The following is a 23,757-nucleotide window of genomic DNA, read 5'->3' on the forward strand; positions in this document are numbered from 1 at the left end:
TTTTATGAATCAACCACTTGCATACGTACATCCACAAGCTAAAATTGCTAGAAATGTAGTGATAGAACCTTTTACAACAATACATTCAAATGTAGAAATTGGTTCGGGAACTTGGATAGGTTCTAATGTTACTATCATGGAAGGAGCTCGAATTGGTAAAAATTGTAGAATTTTCCCAGGCTCTGTTATATCGGCAATCCCTCAAGATTTGAAGTTTGATGATGAAGAAACTACAGTTGTAATTGGTGATAATGTTACTATAAGAGAATGTGTTACGATAAACAGAGGTACTTCAGATAGAATGAAAACTGTTATAGGAAACAATTGTTTAATAATGGCATATTGTCATATTGCACACGATTGTTTTGTAGGTAATAACTGTATTTTTTCAAATAACACAACTTTAGCAGGTCATGTTACTATTGGTGATGACGTTGTATTAGCAGGTATGGTAGCTGTACACCAATTTGCTTCAGTAGGGAAACATGCTTTTGTAACGGGGGGGTCTTTAGTTCGTAAAGATGTTCCACCGTATGTAAAAGCTGCTCGTGAGCCATTATCATATGTTGGTATTAATTCAGTAGGATTGAGAAGAAGAGGCTATGCTATAGAGAAGATTAGAGAAATTCAAGATATATTTAGAATTTTATTCCAGCAAAACTTTAATAACACTCAAGCGATTGATATTATTGAAGCGGAAATGAGTGCAACTTCAGAACGTGATGAAATTATTCAATTTATAAAAGACTCACATCGTGGTATCATGAAAGGATACTTCAAATCAAATTAATTATAGACTTAAACTAGTAAATAGTTTAATAAGCTCGCGTTTTAATAAATAAAAATATAAAGAAATACATACAATGGCTACAACATCAGATATTAAAAACGGATTATGCATGAAATACAACAATGACATATATAAGGTCGTTGAATTTTTACATGTAAAACCAGGAAAAGGACCTGCTTTTGTAAGAACAAAATTAAAAAGTGTTACTAATGGTAAAGTAGTAGATAATACTTTCCCTTCAGGAAGAAAAATTGATGATGTTAGAGTTGAAACACATAAATTTCAATATTTATACAAAGAAGGAGAAACGTATCACTTTATGAACGAAGTAGATTATTCTCAAATTACATTAGAAAAAAGTGCTTTAGATTCACCTGAATTAATGAAAGAAGGAGAAGTGGTAACAATTATTATCAATTCTGAAGATGATATGCCTTTATCAGTTGATATGCCTGCAAGTGTAGTTTTAGAAGTTACTCATACAGAACCAGGTATAAAAGGAAATACAGCAACGAATGCAACAAAACCAGCTACTGTTGAGTCTGGAGCAATCGTAAATGTACCTCTTTTTATAAATGAGGGAGATAAAATTAAAGTCGAAACGACAAAAGGTACGTATCAAGAACGTGTTAAAGAATAAATTTCGTCATTACGAAGAGTTTCAAAGCGATAGCTTTGTATATACGAAGTAATCTCTTCTTAAGGAAACAGATTGATTCACTATGTTCGCAATGACAATTCTAAAATATGAAATTCAAAAAAACACAAACATTACAACAAATATCGCAACTTTTAAGTTGTGAATTTGTTGGTAAATCTTCTTTTTCTATTACAGGGATTAATGAAATTCATGTTGTAGAAAAGGGGGATATTGTTTTTGTAGATCACCCCAAGTATTATAGTAAAGCTTTAAACTCGGCAGCAACGACTATTTTAATTAATAAAGAAGTAGCTTGTCCAGAAGGAAAGTCATTATTAATATCAGAGGATCCTTTTAGAGATTTTAATAAAATAACAAAACATTTTAATCCGTTTATAGCATCAAAAGAAAGTATTTCTGAAAGTGCAATTATTGGAGAAGGAACCATTATTCAGCCAAATGTTTTTATAGGCGATAATGTATCTATAGGTAAAAACTGTGTGATTCATCCTAACGTTACTATTTATAGCAATGCTATTATTGGTAATAATGTTACAATTCATGCGAATACCGTTTTAGGAGCTGATGCTTTTTATTATAAAAACAGGCCTGATGCTTTTGATAAATTAATTTCTGGAGGAAGCGTTATTTTAGAAGATAATGTAGATTTAGGAGCTTCTTGTACTATTGATAAAGGTGTAACAGGTAATACTACTATTGGTGCAGGAACAAAAATTGATAATCAGGTTCATGTAGGGCATGATACTGTAATAGGTAAAAAGTGTTTAATAGCATCACAAACTGGTATTGCTGGTTGTGTTATTATTGAGGACGAAGTAACTATATGGGGGCAGGTTGGAACAAACAGTGGAATTACTATAGGTAAAGGAGCTGTAATACTCGGTCAAACAGGTGTTACAAAATCTGTAGAAGGGGGTAAATCGTATTTCGGAACACCAGTTTCAGAATCTAGAAGTAAGTTAAAAGAATTAGCTGAAATAAAACGATTAGTAAAAGAACAAAAAAAGATATAAAAGTTTCACAAATCAATTACAAAAAACTATTTTTGTGAAGCTTAAAATTAAATAAAAATATACCAATGAGTGTTTTAGTAAATAAAGATTCAAAAATTATAGTTCAAGGTTTTACAGGTAGTGAAGGTACTTTTCACGCTGGTCAAATGATCGATTACGGTACAAACGTCGTAGGAGGTGTAACACCAGGTAAAGGAGGGCAAGAACACATAGGTAAACCAGTTTTTAATACAGTTGATGAAGCTGTACAAAAAGTAGGAGCAGATACTTCTATTATTTTTGTACCACCAGCATTTGCTGCTGATGCTATTATGGAATCTGCTGAAGCAGGAATTAAAGTAATTATTTGTATTACTGAAGGAATTCCTACTGCTGATATGGTAAAAGTAAAAGCTTACGTAGATCAATTAGATTGTACTTTAGTAGGACCTAATTGTCCTGGAGTAATTACTCCAGATGAAGCTAAAGTTGGTATTATGCCAGGGTTTATCTTTAAAAAAGGTAAAATAGGTATTGTTTCTAAATCAGGTACTTTAACTTATGAAGCTGCTGATCAAGTTGTAAAACAAGGATTTGGTATAACCACAGCAATTGGTATTGGTGGAGATCCAATTATTGGAACTACAACAAAAGAAGCTGTTGAGTTATTAATGAATGATGATGAAACTGAAGCAATCGTAATGATTGGTGAAATCGGAGGAAACTTAGAAGCAGAAGCTGCTCGTTGGATTAAAGCTGATGGTAATCGTAAACCAGTAATTGGTTTTATTGCAGGTCAAACTGCACCAGCTGGTAGAACAATGGGGCATGCAGGTGCAATTGTAGGTGGTGATGATGATACTGCTCAAGCAAAAATGAAGATTTTGGCAGAAAATGGAGTTCATGTTGTTGAATCACCAGCTAAAATTGGTGAAATGGTAGCAAAAGTTTTAGCATAGTTTTATAATATAATCTAATAAAAAAAGCCTTAATCTTTTAAAAGATTAAGGCTTTTTTTATTAGATTAGCTAAATTATTAACATAAAATTAAAAAAATGAAATTGAATCAAATTAAAAATTTAGGAAAAGAATTAACGAAAGAGGAATTAAATTTAGTTAAAGGAGGTGACTTAATTATTTATTATAGTTGTACAAGAGGAGGAAGTGGATCAATTAGAGGTAATTCATTAACTACTAATTTTGGTCAAGAAATAGCTAATGCTTGTGGCCTTGGAGGAGGTTTTATAACATATGTTAAAGGAAGCGAAGCTACTTCAGAACCAACAGATGGTGGGCCTGTACCTTTTTAATAATTTTAAGTTATAAAAATCAGTGTGCTAAAAAAAATAAAGACTATGTTCTTTATTTTTTTAAAGGATTCTAAACTTAATTGTTAAATTTTATAAGTTTGTTTCGTATTGTTTATATACTATTAGACAATGGTTTAAAAGTATATAAAAAATAAAAGCACTGATAAACCCAAAAATAAAATATGTATTACAGTTTGTGAAAGTTCAAAACTAAAGAGCTTAAAAATCAATAGAATAATTTGATATTTAGAGTATTTTAAGGGAACTGATAAATAGATATCTTGGATTGGAAAAAACTGTTAAAATATCAAAATATATTTCTTTAAAATCCGTTGAATTGCTAATTCAACGGGTTTTTTAATTTAACTAAATAAAATAAAATGAAAAAAATTAAATTACTCTTAGTAAGCATGTTACTTATTTCTGTTGTCAGTTGTAAGAAATCAGCAACTTCAAATGATGAAGTGAAGACAGAAGAACATAAAAGTGTGGACGGTTTTAAATACGAAACTGTTACAAATGATCCAACAGGCTTACGTTTATATACTTTAGATAATGGTTTAAAAGTGTATTTAAGTAAAAATACAGACGAACCAAAAATTCAAACTTATATTGCGGTAAGAGCAGGCTCAAATTACGATCCTAAAGAATCTACAGGTTTAGCACACTATTTAGAGCATATGTTATTTAAAGGAACGGATAAAATAGGAGCTCTTGATTGGGATAAAGAGAAAGTTTTCTTGGATAAAATATCTGATTTATATGAAAAACATAGAGCAGAAAAAGACGAAGCCAAAAAATTAGTTCTTTATAAAGAAATTGATAAAGTTTCTTTAGAAGCTTCTAAACATGGTTCTTCAGGTGAATATAAAAAAATTATAGAATCACTAGGTGCTACAGGTACTAATGCACATACTTGGTTTGAAGAAACAGTCTATAAAAACAAAATTCCTGCTAATGAGTTAAATAAATGGTTAGATTTAGAATCAGAACGTTTTAGTTCGTTAGTATTACGTTTATTTCATACTGAGTTAGAAGCTGTTTTTGAAGAATTTAACCGTGGTCAGGATAGTGATTTCAGAAAGAGTTATGCTGCAATGTTAAAAGGTTTATTTCCTAATCATCCTTATGGTCAACAATCAACTATTGGTAAAGCGGAGCATTTAAAGAATCCTTCAATGATCGATATTCATAATTATTTCGATAAATACTATGTACCAAATAATATGGCTGTTGTATTGGTTGGAGATTTAGATTTTGAAGCTACTATTAAAGAAGTGAATGCTGCTTTTGGTAAATTTGAAAGAAAAGAATTAGCACATCCTGTTTTACCAAAAGAGTCTCCAATTACAGAATCAATAGTTAAAGAAGTATTTGGGCCAACATCAGAAAGTATTTCTATAGCTTTCCGTTCAAAAGGTGTAAATACTAAAGAGGAAAAAATGGTTACACTTTGCGATATGATTATGGCAAATGGTAATGCAGGTTTAATTGATTTAAATTTAAATCAAAAGCAAGCGGTACAAAGAGCTGGTTGTTCGCCAACATTTTTAAATGATTATGGATATCACTCTTTTAATGGTTCTCCAAAAACTGGTCAAACTTTAGACGAGGTTAAAGATTTGTTATTAGAACAGATTGAAAAATTAAAGAAAGGTGAATTTGACGAATGGATGATTGAAGCAGTGGTAAATGATTTAAAATTAAGTCAAACTCGCCAGTATGAAAGTAACACTGCATTAGCAAGCGCTTATTTTAATGCATTTATTCACCATGAAAATTGGAATGATAAAGTTAAATTTTTAGATGATTTAAAGAAAATCACAAAAGTAGAATTAGTTGATTTTGCTAATACATTTTATCAAAATAACTATGTTGTAACCTACAAGCGTAAAGGAGAAGATAAAAATATTGTAAAGGTTAAAAACCCAGGAATTACACCTGTTAATTTAAATAGAGGTAAAAGCTCTGAATTTATTACTGAATTTAACAAACAAAAATCGGCTCCATTAGCGCCTAAATTTGTTGACTATAAAACAGCGATTAAAGAGTTGAAAACTAAAAATGATATTTCAGTATCTTATGTTGAAAATAAGAATAATGATTTATTTGATTTAAATATTATTTTTGACATGGGTAAAGACAACGATAAAAAGTTAAGTCTTGCTGCTGGTTATTTAGAATTTTTAGGGACTGATAAATATTCAGCTGAAGACATCAAAAAAGAGTTTTATAAATTAGGAGTAGATTATTATGTAAGTGCTCAAGATGATAAAACGTATGTAGGTTTAAGAGGTTTAAAAGAAAACTTACCTAAAGGATTAGAGTTATTAGAACATTTATGGGATAATGCAAAAGCAGATCAAAGAGCATTTGATAAATATGTAGAGAAGATTTTTAAAGGCCGTCAAAACGGAAAAACTCAAAAAGAAAATATTCTTTGGAATGGTTTAATGAATTATGGTAAGTATGGTGAAGATTCTCGTTTACGTAACATAATGCAAGTTGATGAGTTAAAAGCAATTGATCCAGTTGAGTTAGTGAGTATTCTTAAAGATTTAAAAAACTATAAGCAACGTGTTTTTTACTACGGTAAAGATGTAAAATCTGCGGTTAGTGCTTTAGACACACATCATAAAATATATGGAGAGTTAAAAGAATATCCTGAAGCAAAAAAATATATTGAAACAGAAACAGGAGGTAACGTGTTTTTTACAAACTACGATATGGTTCAATCTGAATTATTATTTTTAGCAAAAGGTGAACCTTTTAAACCAGAAAACTTAGCAGCTTCAACATTATTTAATACCTATTTTGGTAGCGGATTATCATCAATTGTATTTCAAGAAATTCGTGAAAGTAAATCATTAGCTTATTCAGCATTTGCATCATATAGCAATGCTCGTAAAAAAGATGGTAATAATTACGTTATGGCTTATGTTGGTACGCAAGCAAATAAGCTAACGCAAGCTGTTGATGCAATGTTAGAGTTAATGAATAACATGCCAGAAGCTGAAAAGCAATTTAATGCAGCAAAAGAATCTACATTAAAAAAGATAGCTGCACAGCGTATTACAAAATCTAGTATTTTTTGGTCTTATGAAAGATTAAAGAAATTAGGAATTGACAACGATAATCGTGAGCAAATGTATAACACGATTAAAGAAATGACAATAGAAGATTTAAAAGCTTTCTTTGATAAAAATGTAAAAGGAGAATCTTATAATGTTATGGTTATTGGTAACAAGAAAGATCTAGATATTAAGTCTTTACAAAAATTAGGTAAGATTAAAGAATTAGATGTTGATTACTTATTTAACTATGTAAATGAGAAAAAGATAAAATCTTAATAAGATATCTTTACAACTATTTAAAATCCTGCTAAAGAGTATTCTTTAGCAGGATTTTTCTTTTTATATTTGAACTATCAAAACAACTAGATAATGAAATTATTAGAAAATAAAACAGCTATTATAACAGGTGCCTCAAGAGGTATTGGTAGAGGAATAGCTTTAGAGTTTGCAAAACAAGGAGCAAATATTGCTTTTACATATAGTTCTTCTGTTGATGCGGCAAATGCTTTAGAAAAAGAATTGACAGATTTAGGTGTAAAAGCCAAAGGATATCAATCAAATGCAGCTGATTTCGATGCAGCTCAAGAATTAGCGAAAGAAGTACATACTGAGTTTGGAAGTATTGATGTATTGATAAACAATGCAGGTATTACAAAAGATAATTTATTAATGCGTATTTCTGAAGATGATTTTGATAAGGTTATTGAAGTAAACTTAAAATCTGTTTTTAATTTAACTAAAGCAGTTATTCGTCCGATGATGAAACAACGCAAAGGTTCAATTATTAATATGAGTTCGGTTGTTGGATTAAAAGGAAATGCAGGTCAAGCAAATTATGCAGCTTCAAAAGCTGGTATTATTGGTTTTTCTAAATCGGTGGCTTTAGAGTTAGGTTCAAGAAATATTAGAAGTAACGTAGTTGCTCCTGGATTTATTGAAACTGAAATGACAGCAAAATTAGATGAAAAAGTAGTTGAAGGATGGCGTAATGAAATTCCTCTAAAAAGAGGAGGAACTCCAGAAGACATTGCAAATGCTTGTGTGTTTTTAGCATCTGATATGAGTGCATATATTACTGGACAAACTTTATCTGTTGATGGAGGAATGTTAACGTAAGATATTCAAAAATATATTTTTACAATAAAACCCTGCTATTATTAAATAGCAGGGTTTTGTTATTTATAAAAATTTATATATCCTTTTCATGATTGAGCTCAAATCTATTATTATTATAACAATAGTTTTTTTTATTACTTTTTGGTTAACAAATTTTTAAAGAAAAAAAGGGATAATTTTTAAAAGTAATTAAAGTTTACAGTAACTTTTTTTAGTAAAAAGTAAATTAATAAAATTATTGGTTGCAAGCTCCAAAGTTTCCATTTTCAAAAAATAGAATAATTCTACTTATTTTTTTGCATTAGCTTGCTTATTTTCAATCGCTGAGAATTGCGTATTTGATTTTACTTCAGGCTCTTGTTGATATGTTTCATTTTAAGAAAAAAGAGAAGGAGTTGTCTTTTCCTTTAATGACATCATTTTTATTTTAGGTTGAATAATTCCTTCAATTTAGGGAAATTACCTTTTAAGTATAATAGCCAGTACAAATCTACTTCAGGAAATTTGTTTATTAATTTTTTAACAAAATAAAGATTCGGTTTATTTCTATCACAGAGTAGATGAGATATACAAAAAATATAATTATTAAGAATTATTAGAGTTTACACGAACTACTTTTTTAGTTGAAAAAGTAAATTAATAAAATTATTGGTTATAAGCTTCAAAGCTTCCATCTTCAAAAAATAGAATAATTCTACTTATTTTTTTTGTATTTGCTTGCTTATTTTCAACCGCTGAGAATTGCATATTTGATTTTATTTCAGGCTCTTGTTCAGATGTTTCATTTTCAGAAAAAAGAGAAGGAGCTGTCTTTTTTTCTTTAATAATATCATTTTGATTTTTAGGTTCAATAATTCCTTCAATTTTAGGAAAACTACCTTTTCCGTATAATAGCCAGTACAAATCTACTTCAGGAAATTTGTTTATTATTTTCATAACAAAATCAAGACTCGGTTTATTTCTACCAGAGAGCAGGTGAGATATACTAGAGCGTTGCACATCAATAGTATCTGCAAATGTTGATGATGTTAAATTATAGTGTTCAATAATTCTTTTTAATCTTGGTAATAGCTCCATAAATGTTACAATTGTAAACTAAGGTTATTTAATACAAAGATATACAATTGTAAATTAATAAGCAAGAGTGAAATCATTGTGTTTTTAAGTAAATATATTACTTTTTAAGTGAATTAAAGATGTAGATAAGTCAATGTAACACCCTCTAGTATAGGTAATTAAGTGTTTATTATAATAAAAAGCTATTGTAAGTGATAAAACTAATTGAAATAAACACCTGTTTGCAGTGAGTACAAATGTCAATTAGAAGTAATGATAAAACATTATTTACATTTGTTAACTACCTTACATGAAGAATAGGGGGAGTATTGTAATTTGTTTAATAAGATCAAAATATTAGGTTATTGTCTCAATATAAGATGTAAACAGCTTAAATCATGGATTATATAGGTCTATTAAAGCATAAATCTCCCATATTATGGAAATCATAATAGATAAAGTAATATATTCCTTAAAATATAAATCATTTACAAATGTAAACTACACTATTGAAGTAAAAACTCTTCATTTATAGCTAATTTTATAAGTTATTAACCTCTATAAGCACTTTAAAAAGATATAAATAGCATAATTAATGATTTATTAAACAGCTCTTTTTATTAAAAGACATATCAAAGATATTATTTACGAGACCATTGATTTTTAAACAAATAATTATGAATAAACAAATAAGTTTACAATTGTAAATTAATAAAAAGTAACAGTAAAACAAGTTTTTTGTGGTTTTGAAGTAAATTTAATACTACCATTATGTGATTCTATAATACTCTTACTTAAAGTTAAGCCTATACCAGAACCATCTTTACGTGTAGTAAAATAAGGAATAAATATATTGTCTTTTATTTCATTTAAAATACCAATGCCATTATCGGTAATAGAAAAATGAGTCCTATTTTTTTCTTTTATAAGCTCAATTTTAATTTTAGGATTCTCAATAGCTGTTAAAGCATATAAACAATTAGAGAGTAAGTTTATAATAACCTGTTCTATCTGTTTTTTATCAGCATTTACAATTATACTATCATTTGCATTAAATACTATTATAATACCCTTTAATTTTAATTCTTGTTCAAATAAGAGTAAAGTGTTTTGCAATACCTGTGTTAAATTGATGTTTTCTTTTTGAGGTAATGGTAATTCAGCTAATTTTCTATAAGTATCAACAAACGAAGTTAAGTGGTATGATCGTCTTTTTATTATTTGTAATCCTTGAGATAATTCTTGAATAGTTTCTTCATCTGTTTCATTTTCTTGTAAAAGTGAATCTAAATTTTCGGCTAAACTACTAATAGGAGTAATGGTATTTATAATTTCATGAGACATTACATTCATTAACTTATACCAAGCTTCTTTTTCCTTTTTATCAATTAATTGTTGAATAGTTTCTAAAGAAAGAATTAAGTATTCGTATTCATTTGTTTGCGTTACTGATGTTTTTAAGAAAAAACTTTCTTCAGTATCGTTTACATCAATACTAATAGTATGTTTTATAGCATCCCATTTTGAAATAAAATCTAAAAGATTTCCAATTTTATTTTTTAATAATCCCCAATTATAAAACTTAGGAATTTTTAAAAAATCAGTAAAAGCTTTATTAATTTGAAAAACTTCAATTTGTTGATTCGCATCTTTTCTTAATATAAGCATCCCAATACTTAAACTTTCTATAATATTTGTAAGAATTAAAGCCTCAGAAGTATTTAAAAGACTTTGTTTTCTGTGTTTTTCTAATAACAAAGCGGTTTTGTTGTGTAATGAGTTTTTTCTTTTTTTTGAAGAAATGGTATTAGAATAATCATCATATAATAAGCAATCTATCGATTTTTCTATATCAGCAAATTTTTTTTTTAAATAGTCAAAAAATAAAAATAATTGAAATAAAAATAAAAGAGAACACCCAATAGCATTGATAGCGTATCCTTTAGTATAGGTAAAGAAAATTAAAATAGCGTTAACTATTAATAACAGTATTCTAATAAGTATCTGAATAAATTGAGCTTTCCCCATTTATAATTGATGTTTTTCTAATCGTCTATACAAAGCAGCACGAGTTAAACCTAGGTCTTTAGCTGCTCTAGAAATATTACCTTGATGTTTTTGTAATGCTTGTTCAATTAATAATTTCTCTGTTTCTTCTAAATTTAGACTTGTAGATAATGATATATCTAATTTTTTAGTTGAAAAATGTAAGTCTTCAGTTTGAATTTGAATGTTGTCAGTAATAATAACGGCACGTTCAATTATGTGTTCAATTTCTCTAATATTTCCTGGCCAATGATATTTCTTTAATCCACTGAGAGCTTGTTTACTAAATCCGTCTATTTTTTTTCTGTATTTCTGATTTAGTTTTTTTAAGAAATGGCTGGCTAGTAACTCAACATCACCAACCCTGTCTCTAAGAGGTGGTAAATTCAACTCAATAGTATTTATTCTAAATAATAAATCTTGACGAAAGGTTTGCTCATCTACCATTTTATGAATATTCGCATTTGTAGCACAAATAATACGGACATCTATAGCACGTTCATTCCCTTCACCTAAACGAGTTACTTTTCTATTTTGAACAACTGTTAATAATTTTGATTGTAAATGGAGTGGAAGGTTGCCTATTTCATCTAAGAAAATGGTTCCTCCTTTTGCCAATTCAAATCGTCCAATAGTATCTTTATGCGCATCTGTAAACGCTCCTTTTGTATAACCAAATAACTCACTTTCAAATAAATTTTCATTTAAAGAACCTAAATCAACGTGAATAAAAGGATGATTTTTACGTTCTGAATTCAAATGTATTTCTTTAGCAAAAACATATTTCCCTGTTCCGTTTTCACCTAAAATTAAAATAGTAGCATCAGTTGGAGCTACTTTTTTAGCTAAACCAACAGCAGATTTCATTGCTAAAGAATTACCAATAATATGTTCTGTTTGTTGATGAAAATCTTTGTCATTTAGTTTTTGAACAGTTTCTAATTGCGTATTTTTTCGTTTAGAGCGAGCCAATTCTACACCGGCATTTACAATTCCATATAATTTTTCAGTGTTCCAAGGTTTTAAAATAAAATCAGTTGCTCCTTTTTTTATGGCATCAACAGCTAAATTTACACTACCAAAAGCGGTCATTAAAATAACAGTAGTCTCTGGACTAATTTCTTTAATATGGTTTAACCAATATAAACCTTCTTTACCGTCTTCATATCCAATACGATAATTCATATCTAACAAAACAACATCTATAGTTGCAGTGGTTAAATGATTACTTATTTTCTTCGGATTATTAGCGGTGGTAATTTCAGTAAAATATTTTTTCAAACTTATTCTTGCAGAAAATAAAATATCATCATCATCGTCAACTATTAATATGGTAGCTTCTTTTTTTCTCATACGACATAGTTAATCAATTGTTTGAATATGAACAAAAAAATGTTCGTTTTTGAACACCTTAAAAAAACACGTTAAATTTAATTAATTAATTATCAGTGTTTTAGGTATTTGTTTTCTATTGGCATATTTATGGACTTAACTATGCCAAACGAAGACAAACTATAATGGATAAGCAGATACAAACAAAGAATAAAACAACTAAAAAGATGTTATTGTGGGGAATTCCAATCGTGTTATTATTAAGTGTTATTTTAATGAATTTAACACGTAAAAAGCAAACAAACATAAAAAAAGATAATTTAAGTATTAGAGAAGTCACTCGTGGAAACTTTGAAGATGTTATTTTATTTAATGCTACTGTAGAGCCAAAAACTTCAGTCTTAGTAAATGTAATTCAAGGCGGTTCTGTTTCAGAAATTTTTGTTGAAAGTGGACAGATGATAAAAAAGGGAACACCATTATTAAAGGTATACAATCCGAATGCTGAACTAAATTACTTAACTCAAGAAACAGTTATTGTTGAACAAATTAATAATTTGAGAAATATTAGAGTAAATATTAAGAACCAACAATTAAATTTAGATCAACAATTGTTAAGAATTGGTAATGATTTTAGAAGTGCAAAACGCCAATATAAATTAGATTCAACCTTGTACACGAAAGAAGTGGTAGCAAAGAATGATTATCAAAAATCGAATCAAGAATATACGTTTCAAAAAGAAAGAAGCGGAGTTATTAAAAGAAGTGTTTCAGAGGAAAAAAAGAGCAGAGATGTACAATTAGCTAGAATAGATGTTTCTATTACTAATATGCAAAAAAGTTTAGAATTATTACGCAAGAATAAAGAGAATTTTGTAGTGAAAGCTCCAGTAGACGGTTTGTTATCATCATTCAATCCAATTTTAGGAGAAAGTTATAATCAAGGTCAACCAATTGGAAAAATGGATGTTTTAGATGGTTATAAATTAACTGCAAGAGTAGATGAGTATTACATTTCAAAATTAAAGAAAGACATAAATGGAAGTGTTACTGTAAATACTAAAAATTACGATATTGTATTATCAAAAGTATTGTCAGAAGTTGTAAGTGGGCAATTTGAAGTTGAGCTTCTTTTTAGGAATGATTCACTTCCTAAGAGTATTAAAAGAGGAATGTCTTTAAAAACAAAAGTCTTTTTATCTAATAACAGTAAAGCTTTGTTAATACCTAAAGGTCAGTTTTATCAAAGTACCAATGGGATTTGGGTTTTTGTATTAAGCACAAAAAATAAAGCGGTAAAACGTACTATTAAAATTGGTAGAGAAAACCCTTTTTATTACGAAATTTTAGAGGGATTAAAAGAAGGAGATAGGATAATAACATCTAGTTATGATGATTATAAAAAAGTAGAAGAAATAAATATTGAATAAGAAAAAAAGTTTCAAAGCAAAAGAGTCTCAAAGTAGCAAAGCTAATGTCAGTTCGAGTAATTTTTATGACGTAGGAAGAAAAATTGTATCGAGAACAATTATAAAAACAAAATTTAAAACATACAAAATGATTAAAATAACAAATTTAGTAAAAGTATATAAAACAGAAGAAGTTGAAACTACAGCATTAAACAGCTTAAGTTTAGAAGTAAAAGAAGGAGAATTTGTATCTATTATGGGAGCTTCAGGTTGCGGAAAATCTACCTTATTAAATATTATAGGTTTATTAGACGCTCCAAATGACGGAAGTTATCTTTTTGATGGAACTGAAGTTGCACGTTTTAATGAAAAACAACGAGCGGGTTTACGTAAAGCTAATATTGGTTTTGTGTTTCAAAATTTTAATTTAATTGATGAATTAACAGTATACGAAAATGTAGAGTTGCCATTAATTTACAATAAGGTAGAAGCATCAGAAAGAAAACAACGTGTTAATGAGATTTTAGAACGAATTGGTATAGCACATCGAGCAAAACACTTTCCGTTACAATTATCTGGAGGTCAACAACAACGTGTTGCTGTGGCTAGAGCTTTGATAACAAACCCAAAATTAATCTTAGCTGATGAACCTACAGGTAATTTAGATAGTAAAAGTGGTAATGATGTAATGGAATTATTAACTGAATTACATGCAACAGGAGCCACTATTGTAATGGTAACTCATTCTTCTTACGATGCTCAATTTTCATCAAGAATTATTACTTTAAAAGATGGAGAAATAATTTCAGAAAAAACAAACGAGCATAAAGTTGATATTTTAGTTCAATAAGTCATTATAAAAAGCAAAAATTATGTTACAGATTTGGTTTAAAATATTTTTTAGAAATAGTAAGAAAAACTGGCTTAATGCATTAATTAACATTAGCGGATTAACGCTTGGTTTGGCAGGTTTATTAATCATTTTATTATATCTAAATGAAGAAAAGAGTTACAATCAATGGAACCCAAATAAGGAAGATGTTTATAGAGTAAATATAAAACAACCAAAATCTGGCGAAGTTTGGAACTCTGTAAATGCTGGAATGTATCTTACATATCCTAAAGAATTACCAGAAGTTACAGAAGCTTTAATGGTGGGTTTACATTATAGAAGTAGAGTTTTACAATTTAAAGATGCGTTTGAATTTACAGATAAATTAATTTTTACAGAGCCACAGTTTTTTGAATTTTTTCCATTTAAAATTTTAGAAGGTTCTGCTGGGAAATTTGCGGAAACAAGAACAAATATAGCATTGTCAAAAAAGTATGCAGATCGTCTTTTTAAAGGTGAGAAAGCAATTGGTAATTTGGTTAAAATTAATGGTAAAGATTATGCAATAACTTGTGTTTACGAACTGCCAAAAAATACACATCAAGAGCCAGAATTATTGATGCAGTTTTCTGAAGCTTTTGAAGTTAACTGGGGAAACCATAATAACGAATTGTTTTGTAGAATTACAGAAGGTACAGATTTAGCTGCTTTAAAGTTAAAGATGAATCAAATTTTTATAAATGCATATAAACCCTATGCTAATGAGGCTGGTATTTCAATAGAGGAATTTGATAACCGTTATGGAATACCAACAGTTCTTTTAGATAAATTAGATACTATTTATTTGCACAGTTCTGCAAAAAAAGCAGGACCAAGTGGAACCGGAAATTATCAATTATTAATGGTTTTGTTAAGTTTATCAGTTTTGTTAATTGTAATTTCTTGTGTAAATTTCATCAATTTATCAATAGCATCTGCAAGTCAGAGAGCTAAAGAAGTTGGAGTAAAGAAAACATTAGGTTTATCAAAAAAGCAATTATTATTTGAATATGTATTTGAAATTGTTTTTCAAGGAATCATTTCTTTTGTTATTGCGCTTGTAATTGTAGAGTTGGTATTGCCTTTTTTTAATCAATTTGTAGATAAAGATATTTCAATTTTGCATACGAGTTCATTATTTACGTTATTTTTAGTAGCCGTACTTACTTCATTTTTTGTTGGAAGTATTCCTGCAATCTACTTATCGAATTTTAAAGCAATAGAAGTTTTAAAAGGAAGTATTTCTAAAAGTAAGAAAGGAAATTTTGCAAGAAATATAATGCTTGGTTTTCAATTTTTAATATCAGGATTTTTTATTATTAGTATGTTAATTGTAGGAAATCAAATTAATTATATGATGCAAAAAGATCTTGGCTTCGATAAAGAGCAAGTACTTTCTGTAGAAGTATTTAGTATCGAAAATGAGTATGAAAAATTCTTATTAACACAACAAGTTTTATCAAAAAATGAAAATATAATAGCAGTTACATCTAGTATGTTTGTGCCAGGAGATGGTTTTGTGAATGGAACTTCTTTAAACCATAAAATTAATGACATTGGTTTTAACGCTGCCTCTAATCTAGTAGATTATAACTATATAGATTTTGCAAAAATAAAGGTTTTAAAAGGACGAAATTTTTCAAAAAACATTGCATCAGATTCTATAAATAAGTTAATTATAAATGAAACAGCTGCAAAAAAGTTGGGTATTTCTAAAAAACCAATTGGTGAGATTGTAGATGTTGGTTGGTCTGATAACGTAAATTTTGAAATTATTGGAGTAGTTGAAGATTATCATTTTGAGGGTTTTGATGCTAAAATTGCACCAATGTTTTTAGGATTATGGAATACTTTTGAATTTGGAAAAACGTGGATGCCTGCAATTCAATTTAAAATAAAAAAAAATAATATTGACCAAACAATTGCAGAAATCGAAACTTTTTGGAAACAAAATGTAGACGCCAAACATCCTTTTTCGTATAAGTTTTTAGATAAAAACTTTGCAGAAACTTATGATAAATATCAAAAGCAACAGACAATGTTTTTAATATTATCTATATTGGTAATTTTAATTTCTCTTTTAGGTTTATTTGCTTTAGCTACATTAACAATTCAACAAAGATTAAAAGAGGTTGCAATAAGAAAAACATTAGGAGCTTCTGTTAAAGAAATAATGTTTCAACTATTAAAAAACTTCTTAAAAATTGTTGTGACTTCATCAATAGTTTTAATTCCAATAGCCTATTATTTTATGCAAAACTGGTTAAATAATTTTGTGTATAGAATTGAAATGCCATTGCTTCCTTATATAATAACACCAATTATTTTAATTGTTTTAGTTTTTGTAGTGGTTGGTTTAAAAGCATATAGAGCAACTAAAATAGATTTAATAAAATATTTAAAATTTGAATAAATTATAAAAACAGTCACAGACAAAAAATTATGAAGTCTTTTGTATAATAAACACCTATTCAAAACTAATTTTAAAAATAAAAATTATGAAATTTAAATTATTTACTTTTTTTATATTCTTATTATTTATAGATAATAGTATAAACGCACAAGAAACAATAAAACTAAATCAAAGTTTTAATAAAATCATTGTAAGTCCACATATAGAAACAATTTTTAAAAAAGGAACTAAGTCTAGCATTAAAATTGAAGACATAAATGTTTCTAAAGAGAAGTTTAAGTATGAAATAGTTAACGGAACATTACAAATATATTTGGAAGGGGCTAAAACTTACACAAAAAATAAGAAGATAGTTAATAGTTATTCTAGAAGAAAGGTACCTTTATATAAAGGTAGAGTTGTTAAACTAATTATTACTTATTCAGATGTTAAAACGTTTTCTTTAAGAGGAGAAGAAAAAATAACATTTCAGAGTCCATTAATACAAGAAGAATGTAAATTACGTATTTATGGTAAATCTGAAGTTACTATAAATAAAATTAATGTAGATAAACTTAATGTAACTATTTATGGGGATAGTTTTTTAAATATAGAAAAAGGAACTGTTGATAAACAAAAAATAACAGCTTATGGTGCGAGTAAAATAATGGCTTTAAATGTTTTATCAAAAGAAACTAAAATAACAGCCTACGGAGATGGAACCTTTCAATTTAATGTATCTAAAAGAATAAAAGTAACCTCATATGGTGAATCAAGGATAAATTATAAAGGAAAAGCTGAGTTGAAAAAAGGAATTATTATAGGTGAATCTATAATTAATAATATAAATTAATTGTTGAAAGTTTATTATAAGGAGCTTATGTAACACTATTGTGTAACATAAGCTTTTCTTATTTACATGTTATAAAATTCTTGTATGCTTTAAAAAAAAGAAACATTAGCAGTCATTACAATAAATATTCATTTAAATTGCAGGTTTTTTAAATTAGTTTTATGAATAATGTTTGCGGATTAGATTTTGGGACTTCTAATACTATTAGTACAATTTATAAAGACGGAAAAGATATAATGGTTCCGTTAGAGAAAAATAATAAATCATTACCAAGTTGTGTGTTTTTTCCTTTTAATGAAATAGAAAATCCTATTTACGGAGACATTGCAACAAATACTTACATAAATAATGGTTATGGTAGGTACATGAAAAGCTTTAAAAGAATTTTAGGAACCACTTTTTTTGAACAAAGAACAGTTTTAAGACCTGGATACAATATTTCTTTTCAAGATATTATTATTAATTATATAAAGTATGTAAAAAATAAAACCGAAAAATTTACAGCAAAAGAAACAGATTATGTAGTAATAGGAAAACCTGTACGTCTTTCTGAAAATAGTAGTGGAGCTAATTCTGGAATAGCTCAATTAGAAGCTATTATAAAAAAAGTAGGTTATAAAAATTATTCTTTTTTAGAAGAGCCCATTGCAGCAGCTTACTACCATAAAAAGAATTTAAAAGATAAATCGTTAGCTATTGTAGCAGATTTAGGAGGAGGAACTTGTGATTTTACAATTGTAGAGGTTAATAAAGGAGAGAATGAATTAAACATTTTATCAACATCTGGTATTTCTTTAGGAGGTACTGATCTTGATAGTCAGTTTGCTTTAAAAGTATTTTTTCCAGAATTAGGTTATAATAGTATTGACAAATTTAAAGGAATAACATTACCAAGTACACCTTATAGAGATGCTGCTGATTGGAATAAAATAACAACATCATTATACTCAAAAAAAACAGAAATGTTAGTGAGAAAAATGGTAGCAAATTCAAAATATCCAGAAAAAATCATCCAGTTTCAAAAATTAATTAACGACAAGAATGCACATTCACTATTAGGTGAAATAGAAAATACAAAGATTAAGTTGTCTGAAAAAGAATCATTATATTTTAATAGTAATTTTATACCTAATACAGTTGATTTAAGTATTACAAAAAGCATTTTAGAAGATTCAATAGAAAACAGTATACAAAAAATTCTTAACACAGCTAGTGAATGTTGTAAACAAGCAGGGGTAAACAAAACAGGTATTGATTATCTCATTTTAACAGGAGGAACTAGTAAAATGCCATTTATAAAAGAACTTTTTAAAAATACTTTTTCTAATGCTAAATTAATTGAAAATAATGCTATGGATTCTGTAGCTTTAGGTTTACTAGAAAAGGCTAAAAAAGATATTCGTTAAGTTTTTACTTTTTTAAATTGAACCTTTAAATTTTCTGGGTGTACTGTAAAAGCAAAGTTCTCTTTGATTTCAGAAGGTGAAACAGCAAGACTTATATCAAATTGCTTACAGATACTAGCAATTACAGTTGTCATTTCAATCATAGATAAATGCATACCAGGGCAAAGCCTAGCACCACCTCCAAAAGCTTTTATTGTTTTTGGTTTATGATTTTGATAAGGACATTCTGATTTTATCCAACGATTAGGATCAAATTTTGTGGGATCAGAAAAATTATTTTCTTGCATAGAAGCAAAGCTATTCTGTAGAATAATACTAGTATCTTTTGGAATAGATAAATCATTTAAAACTACATCTTCATTTGCTTGAAAAAATAATATTGGAGTAGTAGGTTTTAACCTTATAGCTTCTTGTATAGCGGCATTGGTGTATTTTAAATGACTTAATTGATCATAATTTTCAGGAATAGCATCTTGATAAGTAAGATTAGATTCATTTCTTATTTTCTCAACTACTTCAGGGTTTTGGGCAAGGTAGAAAAGAGTCCAAGATAAGGTATTAGAAGTAGTATCTTCACCAGCTAATAGCATAGCAATAACATTTCCGTATAAAGTTTTTTCATCAAAAACACTATCTTCTTTTTCACTTTCAACCAATAATGCTTCTAAAAAATTGGAAGGATTATTTCGTAATTCTTCATTTTTTTCTAATCTATATTTTGCATCTTTAATAAACTGATGAATAATGTTTTCTATAGCTTTTAATGATTTTTTTAATTGCTTATCTTTAGTTTTAGGAAATATACGCCATAAAGGAAAAGGGGCTGTAATTCGATCATTAATCATTGGAAATATAATTTCTAAATGATTTTGAAAACTATCCTCTTTATTCTGAATTGTATTTAATTTATAACCAAAAGCTATTTCTGTTGTAACATCAATCGTAAATGCAATAAAATCTTGTATAATATCAACAGTCTCTTCAGTAGAACTATATACTTTAATTTTGGAGATAAAATTTTCTGTCTTCTTTTGAATTACAGGGAAGTATCCTTTTACTTTTTTTACATTTAAAGCCTCAGTTACAGGCTTACGTTGTTTTTTCCAATGATCTCCTTCTGCATTAAACACAGTATGAAACCCCATTTCAACAAATACTTCATTAATTTTAGAAAGGCGTCTGAATTTTGTAGGTCTTTGGCGTAAAATGGTAGTATTTAAATCTGTGTTTGCAGATACTAAAACTTTCAATGGCCCTAGTCTTATGGTATATAATTCTCCAAACTGTTTAGCCCATTCCTCTAAAATTCGATGTTTATTTTTCTTTTTAAAATCTTTTAAATTGCCAAGAATAAAACTACCTTTTGGTGTTTTTAAATCATTTAAAGTACGAGGAAGAGTATTTATTTTGGTCATGTTTTATTTGTAAAAGTTACAATATAACGCAAAGTTTTAAATATACAGTAAAAACAAAGAAGACACATTATTACAATGTGCCTTCTTATTTTTTTTAATCTACCCCTTCAAAAATAGATTAATAGTATTAATGTACTGCAAATATACGATGAAATAAGTAACTTTTTTATAAACATTTGTTAATAAAACACTAAATTTTACTTTCAATCTATTTAAAAACACTTTTACTTTTTCTTAATTAGGGGGAATTTCATGTAGTATATCTTATTTTATTATGTAATTAATTATGAAACAACTAGTTACTTATATTACATTACTTATTTATTTTTAAACCCAAAAGAACCAATACTATTCCAAGGTAAGCATATATAGTTATTTCTTCACCTAGTAAAACAAATGATAAAAAATATCCAAAAATAGGAGCTAAGAATAACCATTTACTAGCTTTTACTGTATCTTTTTTTAATAAACTAAACCAAATGTTATTAGCGAAAATTGAAATTACAACAGTTAACCAAACTAAGGATACATAAAAATTAGTGTCATAGAGAATAGTCTGAGACTTGTAATAATACGCTATTGGAAGTAAAAATAAACCACCAATAAAAGTCTGATAACCATTAATTGTTAAATTAGATAGTTTCAATTCATTTTTTTTATAATATACACTTCCTAGTGAGTAGGATGTCATTCCTAAAATTAATAAACAGATACCAAAAAAATTTGATTTAGATTCTTTTAGCGTTGGTATTGTGGCTATAAGTAAGCCAATAAAACAAATAGAGAAACCTAATTTTTCATTGGTTGAAATTTTTCTCTTAAGAAAATAACTGGTAAATAAAGTGATTAAAATAGGATTTATAGCTATAAATAAATTTAATAGTCCTGCAGATATAGTCATAATAGCAGTAAAAAGACAACCTAGATAAATGGTAATATTAAGCAAACCCAAAATAGATATTTGGTACCAGTCATTTTTCTTTGATATTTTTTCTTTTAATAAAAACGTTGATATAATGATCATTATTAACCCTGAAATTAGAAACCTAATGATAGCTAAAATTAATGGATCTACTGATAAAATACCAATTTTCATAGCTATAGCAGCTGTTGCCCAAAGAAATGAAAATAATATTCCAGTACCGTTTTTATATTTCATTATAATCTAAATTACTTGCTTAAGTCAAATATATTGAAATTTAATTGACTTAAGCAAGTAAAATGTTTATATTTGATTTATGGAAATAAATGATATAAATAAAATAATAGATTTTAATAAAAAGTATGCTAGATTGATAGGGATGCTTCAAACCAGTTTTCTCGACAGTAATTATTCATTTACGGAAGCTCATATTTTAAGCGAACTGTCTTTTCATCCAAACTCATCTGCAACTGTTATAAATGAACAATTAAATTTAGATGAAGGGTATTTAAGTCGTATCGTTAAAAAATTAACAAATGAATTACTGATCACTAAAAAGCAATCTTTACAGGATAAAAGAATATATTTATTAAGTTTAACAGAAAAAGGGGGAGAAGTATATGAAAAATTAAATAAGCTGTCTGCAGAATTAGTGTTATCAACTACTGACCATTTAGAAGAAGAAGAGAGGAAGGAATTGGCTTTTTTATTAGAAAGAGTAAAGGACTTAATTTTAAAATAAAAACCAGTTTTTGAAGTATTTCAAAAACTGGTTTCTTTCAGCTCATTTACAAAAGCTTCTGACCAAATTGTGATTTAGTGTTTTTTATTACTTCTTTCTCTAAATGTACCTGCAAAAAGAAGCCCTCCAATTATACCCATTAGTATAAAAGCGACTTGTTCAAATAAGTTTACAGAACCTGCAATAGAAGAGTTTAATAATGAATTACTTAATCCCATAAAAGATTTACTTCCAGGTACAAGCATTATAATACCTTGCGTTAAGTATACTGTTTTTGGTGTTTTAGAAATTCTACCAAATAAACGACTTATTCCAACTACAGCCAAGGTTCCAATAAAAGTACTCACTAATATTCCATATCCTGATAATAAAACAGTTATAAAAAAAGCTAAAGCTCCTGTTAATACACCAAAAAACATATCTTTCTTTCGTACCTGAAATATGGGGAAGAGAGAAATTGAAAGCAGTGGTACAGCACAAAAGATAGTCCATTTTGGTGTTTCAGAAACATGATAAGTTAAATCGATATCAATGAAAGATGTCATTAAGCCTAAACCAAGTAATACACCAAAAAACTGTTTAAATAATAAGAGAATTGAGTCTAAAAGCTTTGCTCCTCCAGAAACTAAATTTTTAGACGTTATTTCTTCTAAAGCAGTAGTAATTGCTAATCCCGGAATAAAAATAATGATGGAAGCTAATATGGTTAAACCTAAATTAAGTTCTGGAAAAACTAAAGTTAAAAGACAACTTACAATGGTTGCAATCAACGCACTGAAAGATTCGAATATATTTTCTATATATTTTGATTTTGTAGCTAAATATACTAGAAGGTATATAAATGCCCCTAAAAATAAAGAAACTCCAAAAGACACCCAATTTGAGCCTATTAATAGGCTAAAACTACCAGCTGCAAATGCATAGGAAAAGGTTAAAAATACATGATTTACCTCTTTAGTTTTAGAATGAATAATATTTAATTCGTTAGTTATAGAATCGTTATCAATTTCAGAATTAATTACTTTATTAGTGAGTTCTGCAATTTTAGAAAATGCTCCTAAGTTTAGCTGACCAGGAGGGATACATTCAATATAGTTATAAGATTTTTGATCTTCGTAAAAAACATAATTTATCCATGTTGGAAAATCCATGAAGCTACCTACAATTCCTTTAGTCTTTGCAACTTCGATTAAATAAGATTCAATTTTATATGAAGGTATACCGTATATATGAAGAGCTTTTCCTAGTTCAACTATAAATTGATATTTTTTTGGAATTTTCATTTATAAATAATTTTATTTTTCTAATATAAGAACAAAAAAAAGGGCTTTAAGAAAAGCCCTTTTAAATATATAAACTAAAGCTGAAAA

The 23,757-nt window shown here is 27.8% G+C and carries 19 protein-coding genes and 1 pseudogene; 13 read left to right on the plus strand and 7 right to left on the minus strand.

The genetic code is table 11. The annotated features are described in order from the left end of the window. The first annotated feature begins 4 nt into the window (after positions 1-4). From lpxA to fabG, 7 genes are all read left to right on the plus strand, one after another. Entirely contained in the window at positions 5-790 is a 786-nt protein-coding gene (lpxA, locus tag CXF68_RS13740) for an acyl-ACP--UDP-N-acetylglucosamine O-acyltransferase (RefSeq protein ID WP_101045593.1), read from the plus strand. A 73-nt stretch (positions 791-863) separates the two neighbouring features. Beyond that, positions 864-1,430 (plus strand): elongation factor P, encoded by a 567-nt coding sequence (gene efp, locus CXF68_RS13745; protein WP_101045595.1) that lies wholly within the window; start codon positions 864-866, stop codon positions 1,428-1,430. 107 nt (positions 1,431-1,537) lie between these two features. Then, positions 1,538-2,464, plus strand: coding sequence for a UDP-3-O-(3-hydroxymyristoyl)glucosamine N-acyltransferase (locus CXF68_RS13750; protein ID WP_101045597.1), 927 nt, complete (start codon positions 1,538-1,540; stop codon positions 2,462-2,464). A gap of 65 nt (positions 2,465-2,529) precedes the next feature. Next, the gene (sucD, locus tag CXF68_RS13755; RefSeq protein WP_101045599.1) at positions 2,530-3,402 is read left to right on the plus strand and encodes a succinate--CoA ligase subunit alpha; all 873 of its coding nucleotides are present in this window, start codon (positions 2,530-2,532) and stop codon (positions 3,400-3,402) included. A 96-nt stretch (positions 3,403-3,498) separates the two neighbouring features. Next, complete coding sequence (locus tag CXF68_RS13760) at positions 3,499-3,753, plus strand: hypothetical protein (RefSeq protein WP_101045601.1); 255 nt, start codon at positions 3,499-3,501, stop codon at positions 3,751-3,753. Between the two features lie 380 nt (positions 3,754-4,133). After that, positions 4,134-7,103 carry a pitrilysin family protein gene (locus tag CXF68_RS13765; RefSeq protein WP_101045603.1) on the plus strand — a complete coding sequence of 990 codons (2,970 nt, stop codon included), beginning with the start codon at positions 4,134-4,136 and terminating at the stop codon, positions 7,101-7,103. A gap of 93 nt (positions 7,104-7,196) precedes the next feature. Further along, complete coding sequence (gene fabG / locus CXF68_RS13770; protein WP_101045605.1) at positions 7,197-7,943, plus strand: 3-oxoacyl-[acyl-carrier-protein] reductase; 747 nt, start codon at positions 7,197-7,199, stop codon at positions 7,941-7,943. A 425-nt stretch (positions 7,944-8,368) separates the two neighbouring features. Here the strand turns inward: fabG and CXF68_RS21030 are convergent. From CXF68_RS21030 to CXF68_RS13790, 4 genes and pseudogenes are all read right to left on the minus strand, one after another. Continuing rightward, positions 8,369-8,512, minus strand: a pseudogene (locus CXF68_RS21030) (transcriptional regulator); the annotation flags it as partial. Positions 8,513-8,588: 76 nt separating this feature from the next. Then, positions 8,589-9,020: a helix-turn-helix transcriptional regulator gene (locus tag CXF68_RS13780; protein ID WP_101045607.1), complete on the minus strand. Its 432-nt coding sequence runs from the start codon at positions 9,018-9,020 to the stop codon at positions 8,589-8,591. A 687-nt stretch (positions 9,021-9,707) separates the two neighbouring features. Further along, complete coding sequence (locus CXF68_RS13785; RefSeq protein ID WP_101045609.1) at positions 9,708-11,027, minus strand: PAS domain-containing sensor histidine kinase; 1,320 nt, start codon at positions 11,025-11,027, stop codon at positions 9,708-9,710. Next, entirely contained in the window at positions 11,028-12,398 is a 1,371-nt protein-coding gene (locus tag CXF68_RS13790; protein ID WP_101045611.1) for a sigma-54 dependent transcriptional regulator, read from the minus strand. It lies immediately after the preceding gene. Positions 12,399-12,562: 164 nt separating this feature from the next. Here CXF68_RS13790 and CXF68_RS13795 point away from each other — a divergent pair, with 164 nt between their 5' ends. From CXF68_RS13795 to CXF68_RS13815, 5 genes are all read left to right on the plus strand, one after another. After that, complete coding sequence (locus CXF68_RS13795; protein WP_101045613.1) at positions 12,563-13,807, plus strand: efflux RND transporter periplasmic adaptor subunit; 1,245 nt, start codon at positions 12,563-12,565, stop codon at positions 13,805-13,807. A 127-nt stretch (positions 13,808-13,934) separates the two neighbouring features. Next, positions 13,935-14,636: an ABC transporter ATP-binding protein gene (locus tag CXF68_RS13800; protein WP_101047535.1), complete on the plus strand. Its 702-nt coding sequence runs from the start codon at positions 13,935-13,937 to the stop codon at positions 14,634-14,636. A 22-nt stretch (positions 14,637-14,658) separates the two neighbouring features. Beyond that, positions 14,659-17,070, plus strand: coding sequence for an ABC transporter permease (locus tag CXF68_RS13805; protein ID WP_101045615.1), 2,412 nt, complete (start codon positions 14,659-14,661; stop codon positions 17,068-17,070). Positions 17,071-17,155: 85 nt separating this feature from the next. Then, complete coding sequence (locus tag CXF68_RS13810; RefSeq protein WP_101045617.1) at positions 17,156-17,902, plus strand: head GIN domain-containing protein; 747 nt, start codon at positions 17,156-17,158, stop codon at positions 17,900-17,902. 161 nt (positions 17,903-18,063) lie between these two features. Further along, positions 18,064-19,308 carry an Hsp70 family protein gene (locus CXF68_RS13815; RefSeq protein WP_101045619.1) on the plus strand — a complete coding sequence of 415 codons (1,245 nt, stop codon included), beginning with the start codon at positions 18,064-18,066 and terminating at the stop codon, positions 19,306-19,308. Here CXF68_RS13815 and CXF68_RS13820 read toward each other — a convergent pair. Both CXF68_RS13820 and CXF68_RS13825 read right to left on the minus strand, forming a co-directional pair. Next, positions 19,305-20,723 (minus strand): cytochrome P450, encoded by a 1,419-nt coding sequence (locus tag CXF68_RS13820; RefSeq protein WP_101045621.1) that lies wholly within the window; start codon positions 20,721-20,723, stop codon positions 19,305-19,307. The two genes, CXF68_RS13815 and CXF68_RS13820, sit on opposite strands and share 4 nt — an antisense overlap. 313 nt (positions 20,724-21,036) lie before the next feature. Next, positions 21,037-21,882 (minus strand): DMT family transporter, encoded by an 846-nt coding sequence (locus CXF68_RS13825; protein WP_101045623.1) that lies wholly within the window; start codon positions 21,880-21,882, stop codon positions 21,037-21,039. Between the two features lie 79 nt (positions 21,883-21,961). Between CXF68_RS13825 and CXF68_RS13830 the strand changes: the two genes are divergently transcribed. Next, entirely contained in the window at positions 21,962-22,387 is a 426-nt protein-coding gene (locus CXF68_RS13830) for a MarR family winged helix-turn-helix transcriptional regulator (protein ID WP_101045625.1), read from the plus strand. 74 nt (positions 22,388-22,461) lie between these two features. Here CXF68_RS13830 and CXF68_RS13835 read toward each other — a convergent pair whose 3' ends face one another. After that, complete coding sequence (locus CXF68_RS13835) at positions 22,462-23,670, minus strand: threonine/serine exporter ThrE family protein (RefSeq protein ID WP_101045627.1); 1,209 nt, start codon at positions 23,668-23,670, stop codon at positions 22,462-22,464. Positions 23,671-23,757 lie beyond the last annotated feature (87 nt).

The sequence above is a fragment of the Tenacibaculum sp. Bg11-29 genome, assembly GCF_002836595.1.
In the GTDB taxonomy this organism is placed as follows: Bacteria; Bacteroidota; Bacteroidia; order Flavobacteriales; family Flavobacteriaceae; genus Polaribacter.

Excerpts from the sequence above, each read along its gene's own strand:
- lpxA (WP_101045593.1), top strand. The coding sequence starts at position 5 with ATGAATCAACCACTTGCATACGTACATCCACAAGCTAAAATTGCTAGA.
- efp (WP_101045595.1), top strand. The coding sequence starts at position 864 with ATGGCTACAACATCAGATATTAAAAACGGATTATGCATGAAATACAAC.
- CXF68_RS13750 (WP_101045597.1), top strand. The coding sequence starts at position 1,538 with ATGAAATTCAAAAAAACACAAACATTACAACAAATATCGCAACTTTTA.
- sucD (WP_101045599.1), top strand. The coding sequence starts at position 2,530 with ATGAGTGTTTTAGTAAATAAAGATTCAAAAATTATAGTTCAAGGTTTT.
- CXF68_RS13760 (WP_101045601.1), top strand. The coding sequence starts at position 3,499 with ATGAAATTGAATCAAATTAAAAATTTAGGAAAAGAATTAACGAAAGAG.
- CXF68_RS13765 (WP_101045603.1), top strand. The coding sequence starts at position 4,134 with ATGAAAAAAATTAAATTACTCTTAGTAAGCATGTTACTTATTTCTGTT.
- fabG (WP_101045605.1), top strand. The coding sequence starts at position 7,197 with ATGAAATTATTAGAAAATAAAACAGCTATTATAACAGGTGCCTCAAGA.
- CXF68_RS13780 (WP_101045607.1), bottom strand. The coding sequence starts at position 9,020 with ATGGAGCTATTACCAAGATTAAAAAGAATTATTGAACACTATAATTTA.
- CXF68_RS13785 (WP_101045609.1), bottom strand. The coding sequence starts at position 11,027 with ATGGGGAAAGCTCAATTTATTCAGATACTTATTAGAATACTGTTATTA.
- CXF68_RS13790 (WP_101045611.1), bottom strand. The coding sequence starts at position 12,398 with ATGAGAAAAAAAGAAGCTACCATATTAATAGTTGACGATGATGATGAT.
- CXF68_RS13795 (WP_101045613.1), top strand. The coding sequence starts at position 12,563 with ATGGATAAGCAGATACAAACAAAGAATAAAACAACTAAAAAGATGTTA.
- CXF68_RS13800 (WP_101047535.1), top strand. The coding sequence starts at position 13,935 with ATGATTAAAATAACAAATTTAGTAAAAGTATATAAAACAGAAGAAGTT.
- CXF68_RS13805 (WP_101045615.1), top strand. The coding sequence starts at position 14,659 with ATGTTACAGATTTGGTTTAAAATATTTTTTAGAAATAGTAAGAAAAAC.
- CXF68_RS13810 (WP_101045617.1), top strand. The coding sequence starts at position 17,156 with ATGAAATTTAAATTATTTACTTTTTTTATATTCTTATTATTTATAGAT.
- CXF68_RS13815 (WP_101045619.1), top strand. The coding sequence starts at position 18,064 with ATGAATAATGTTTGCGGATTAGATTTTGGGACTTCTAATACTATTAGT.
- CXF68_RS13820 (WP_101045621.1), bottom strand. The coding sequence starts at position 20,723 with ATGACCAAAATAAATACTCTTCCTCGTACTTTAAATGATTTAAAAACA.
- CXF68_RS13825 (WP_101045623.1), bottom strand. The coding sequence starts at position 21,882 with ATGAAATATAAAAACGGTACTGGAATATTATTTTCATTTCTTTGGGCA.
- CXF68_RS13830 (WP_101045625.1), top strand. The coding sequence starts at position 21,962 with ATGGAAATAAATGATATAAATAAAATAATAGATTTTAATAAAAAGTAT.
- CXF68_RS13835 (WP_101045627.1), bottom strand. The coding sequence starts at position 23,670 with ATGAAAATTCCAAAAAAATATCAATTTATAGTTGAACTAGGAAAAGCT.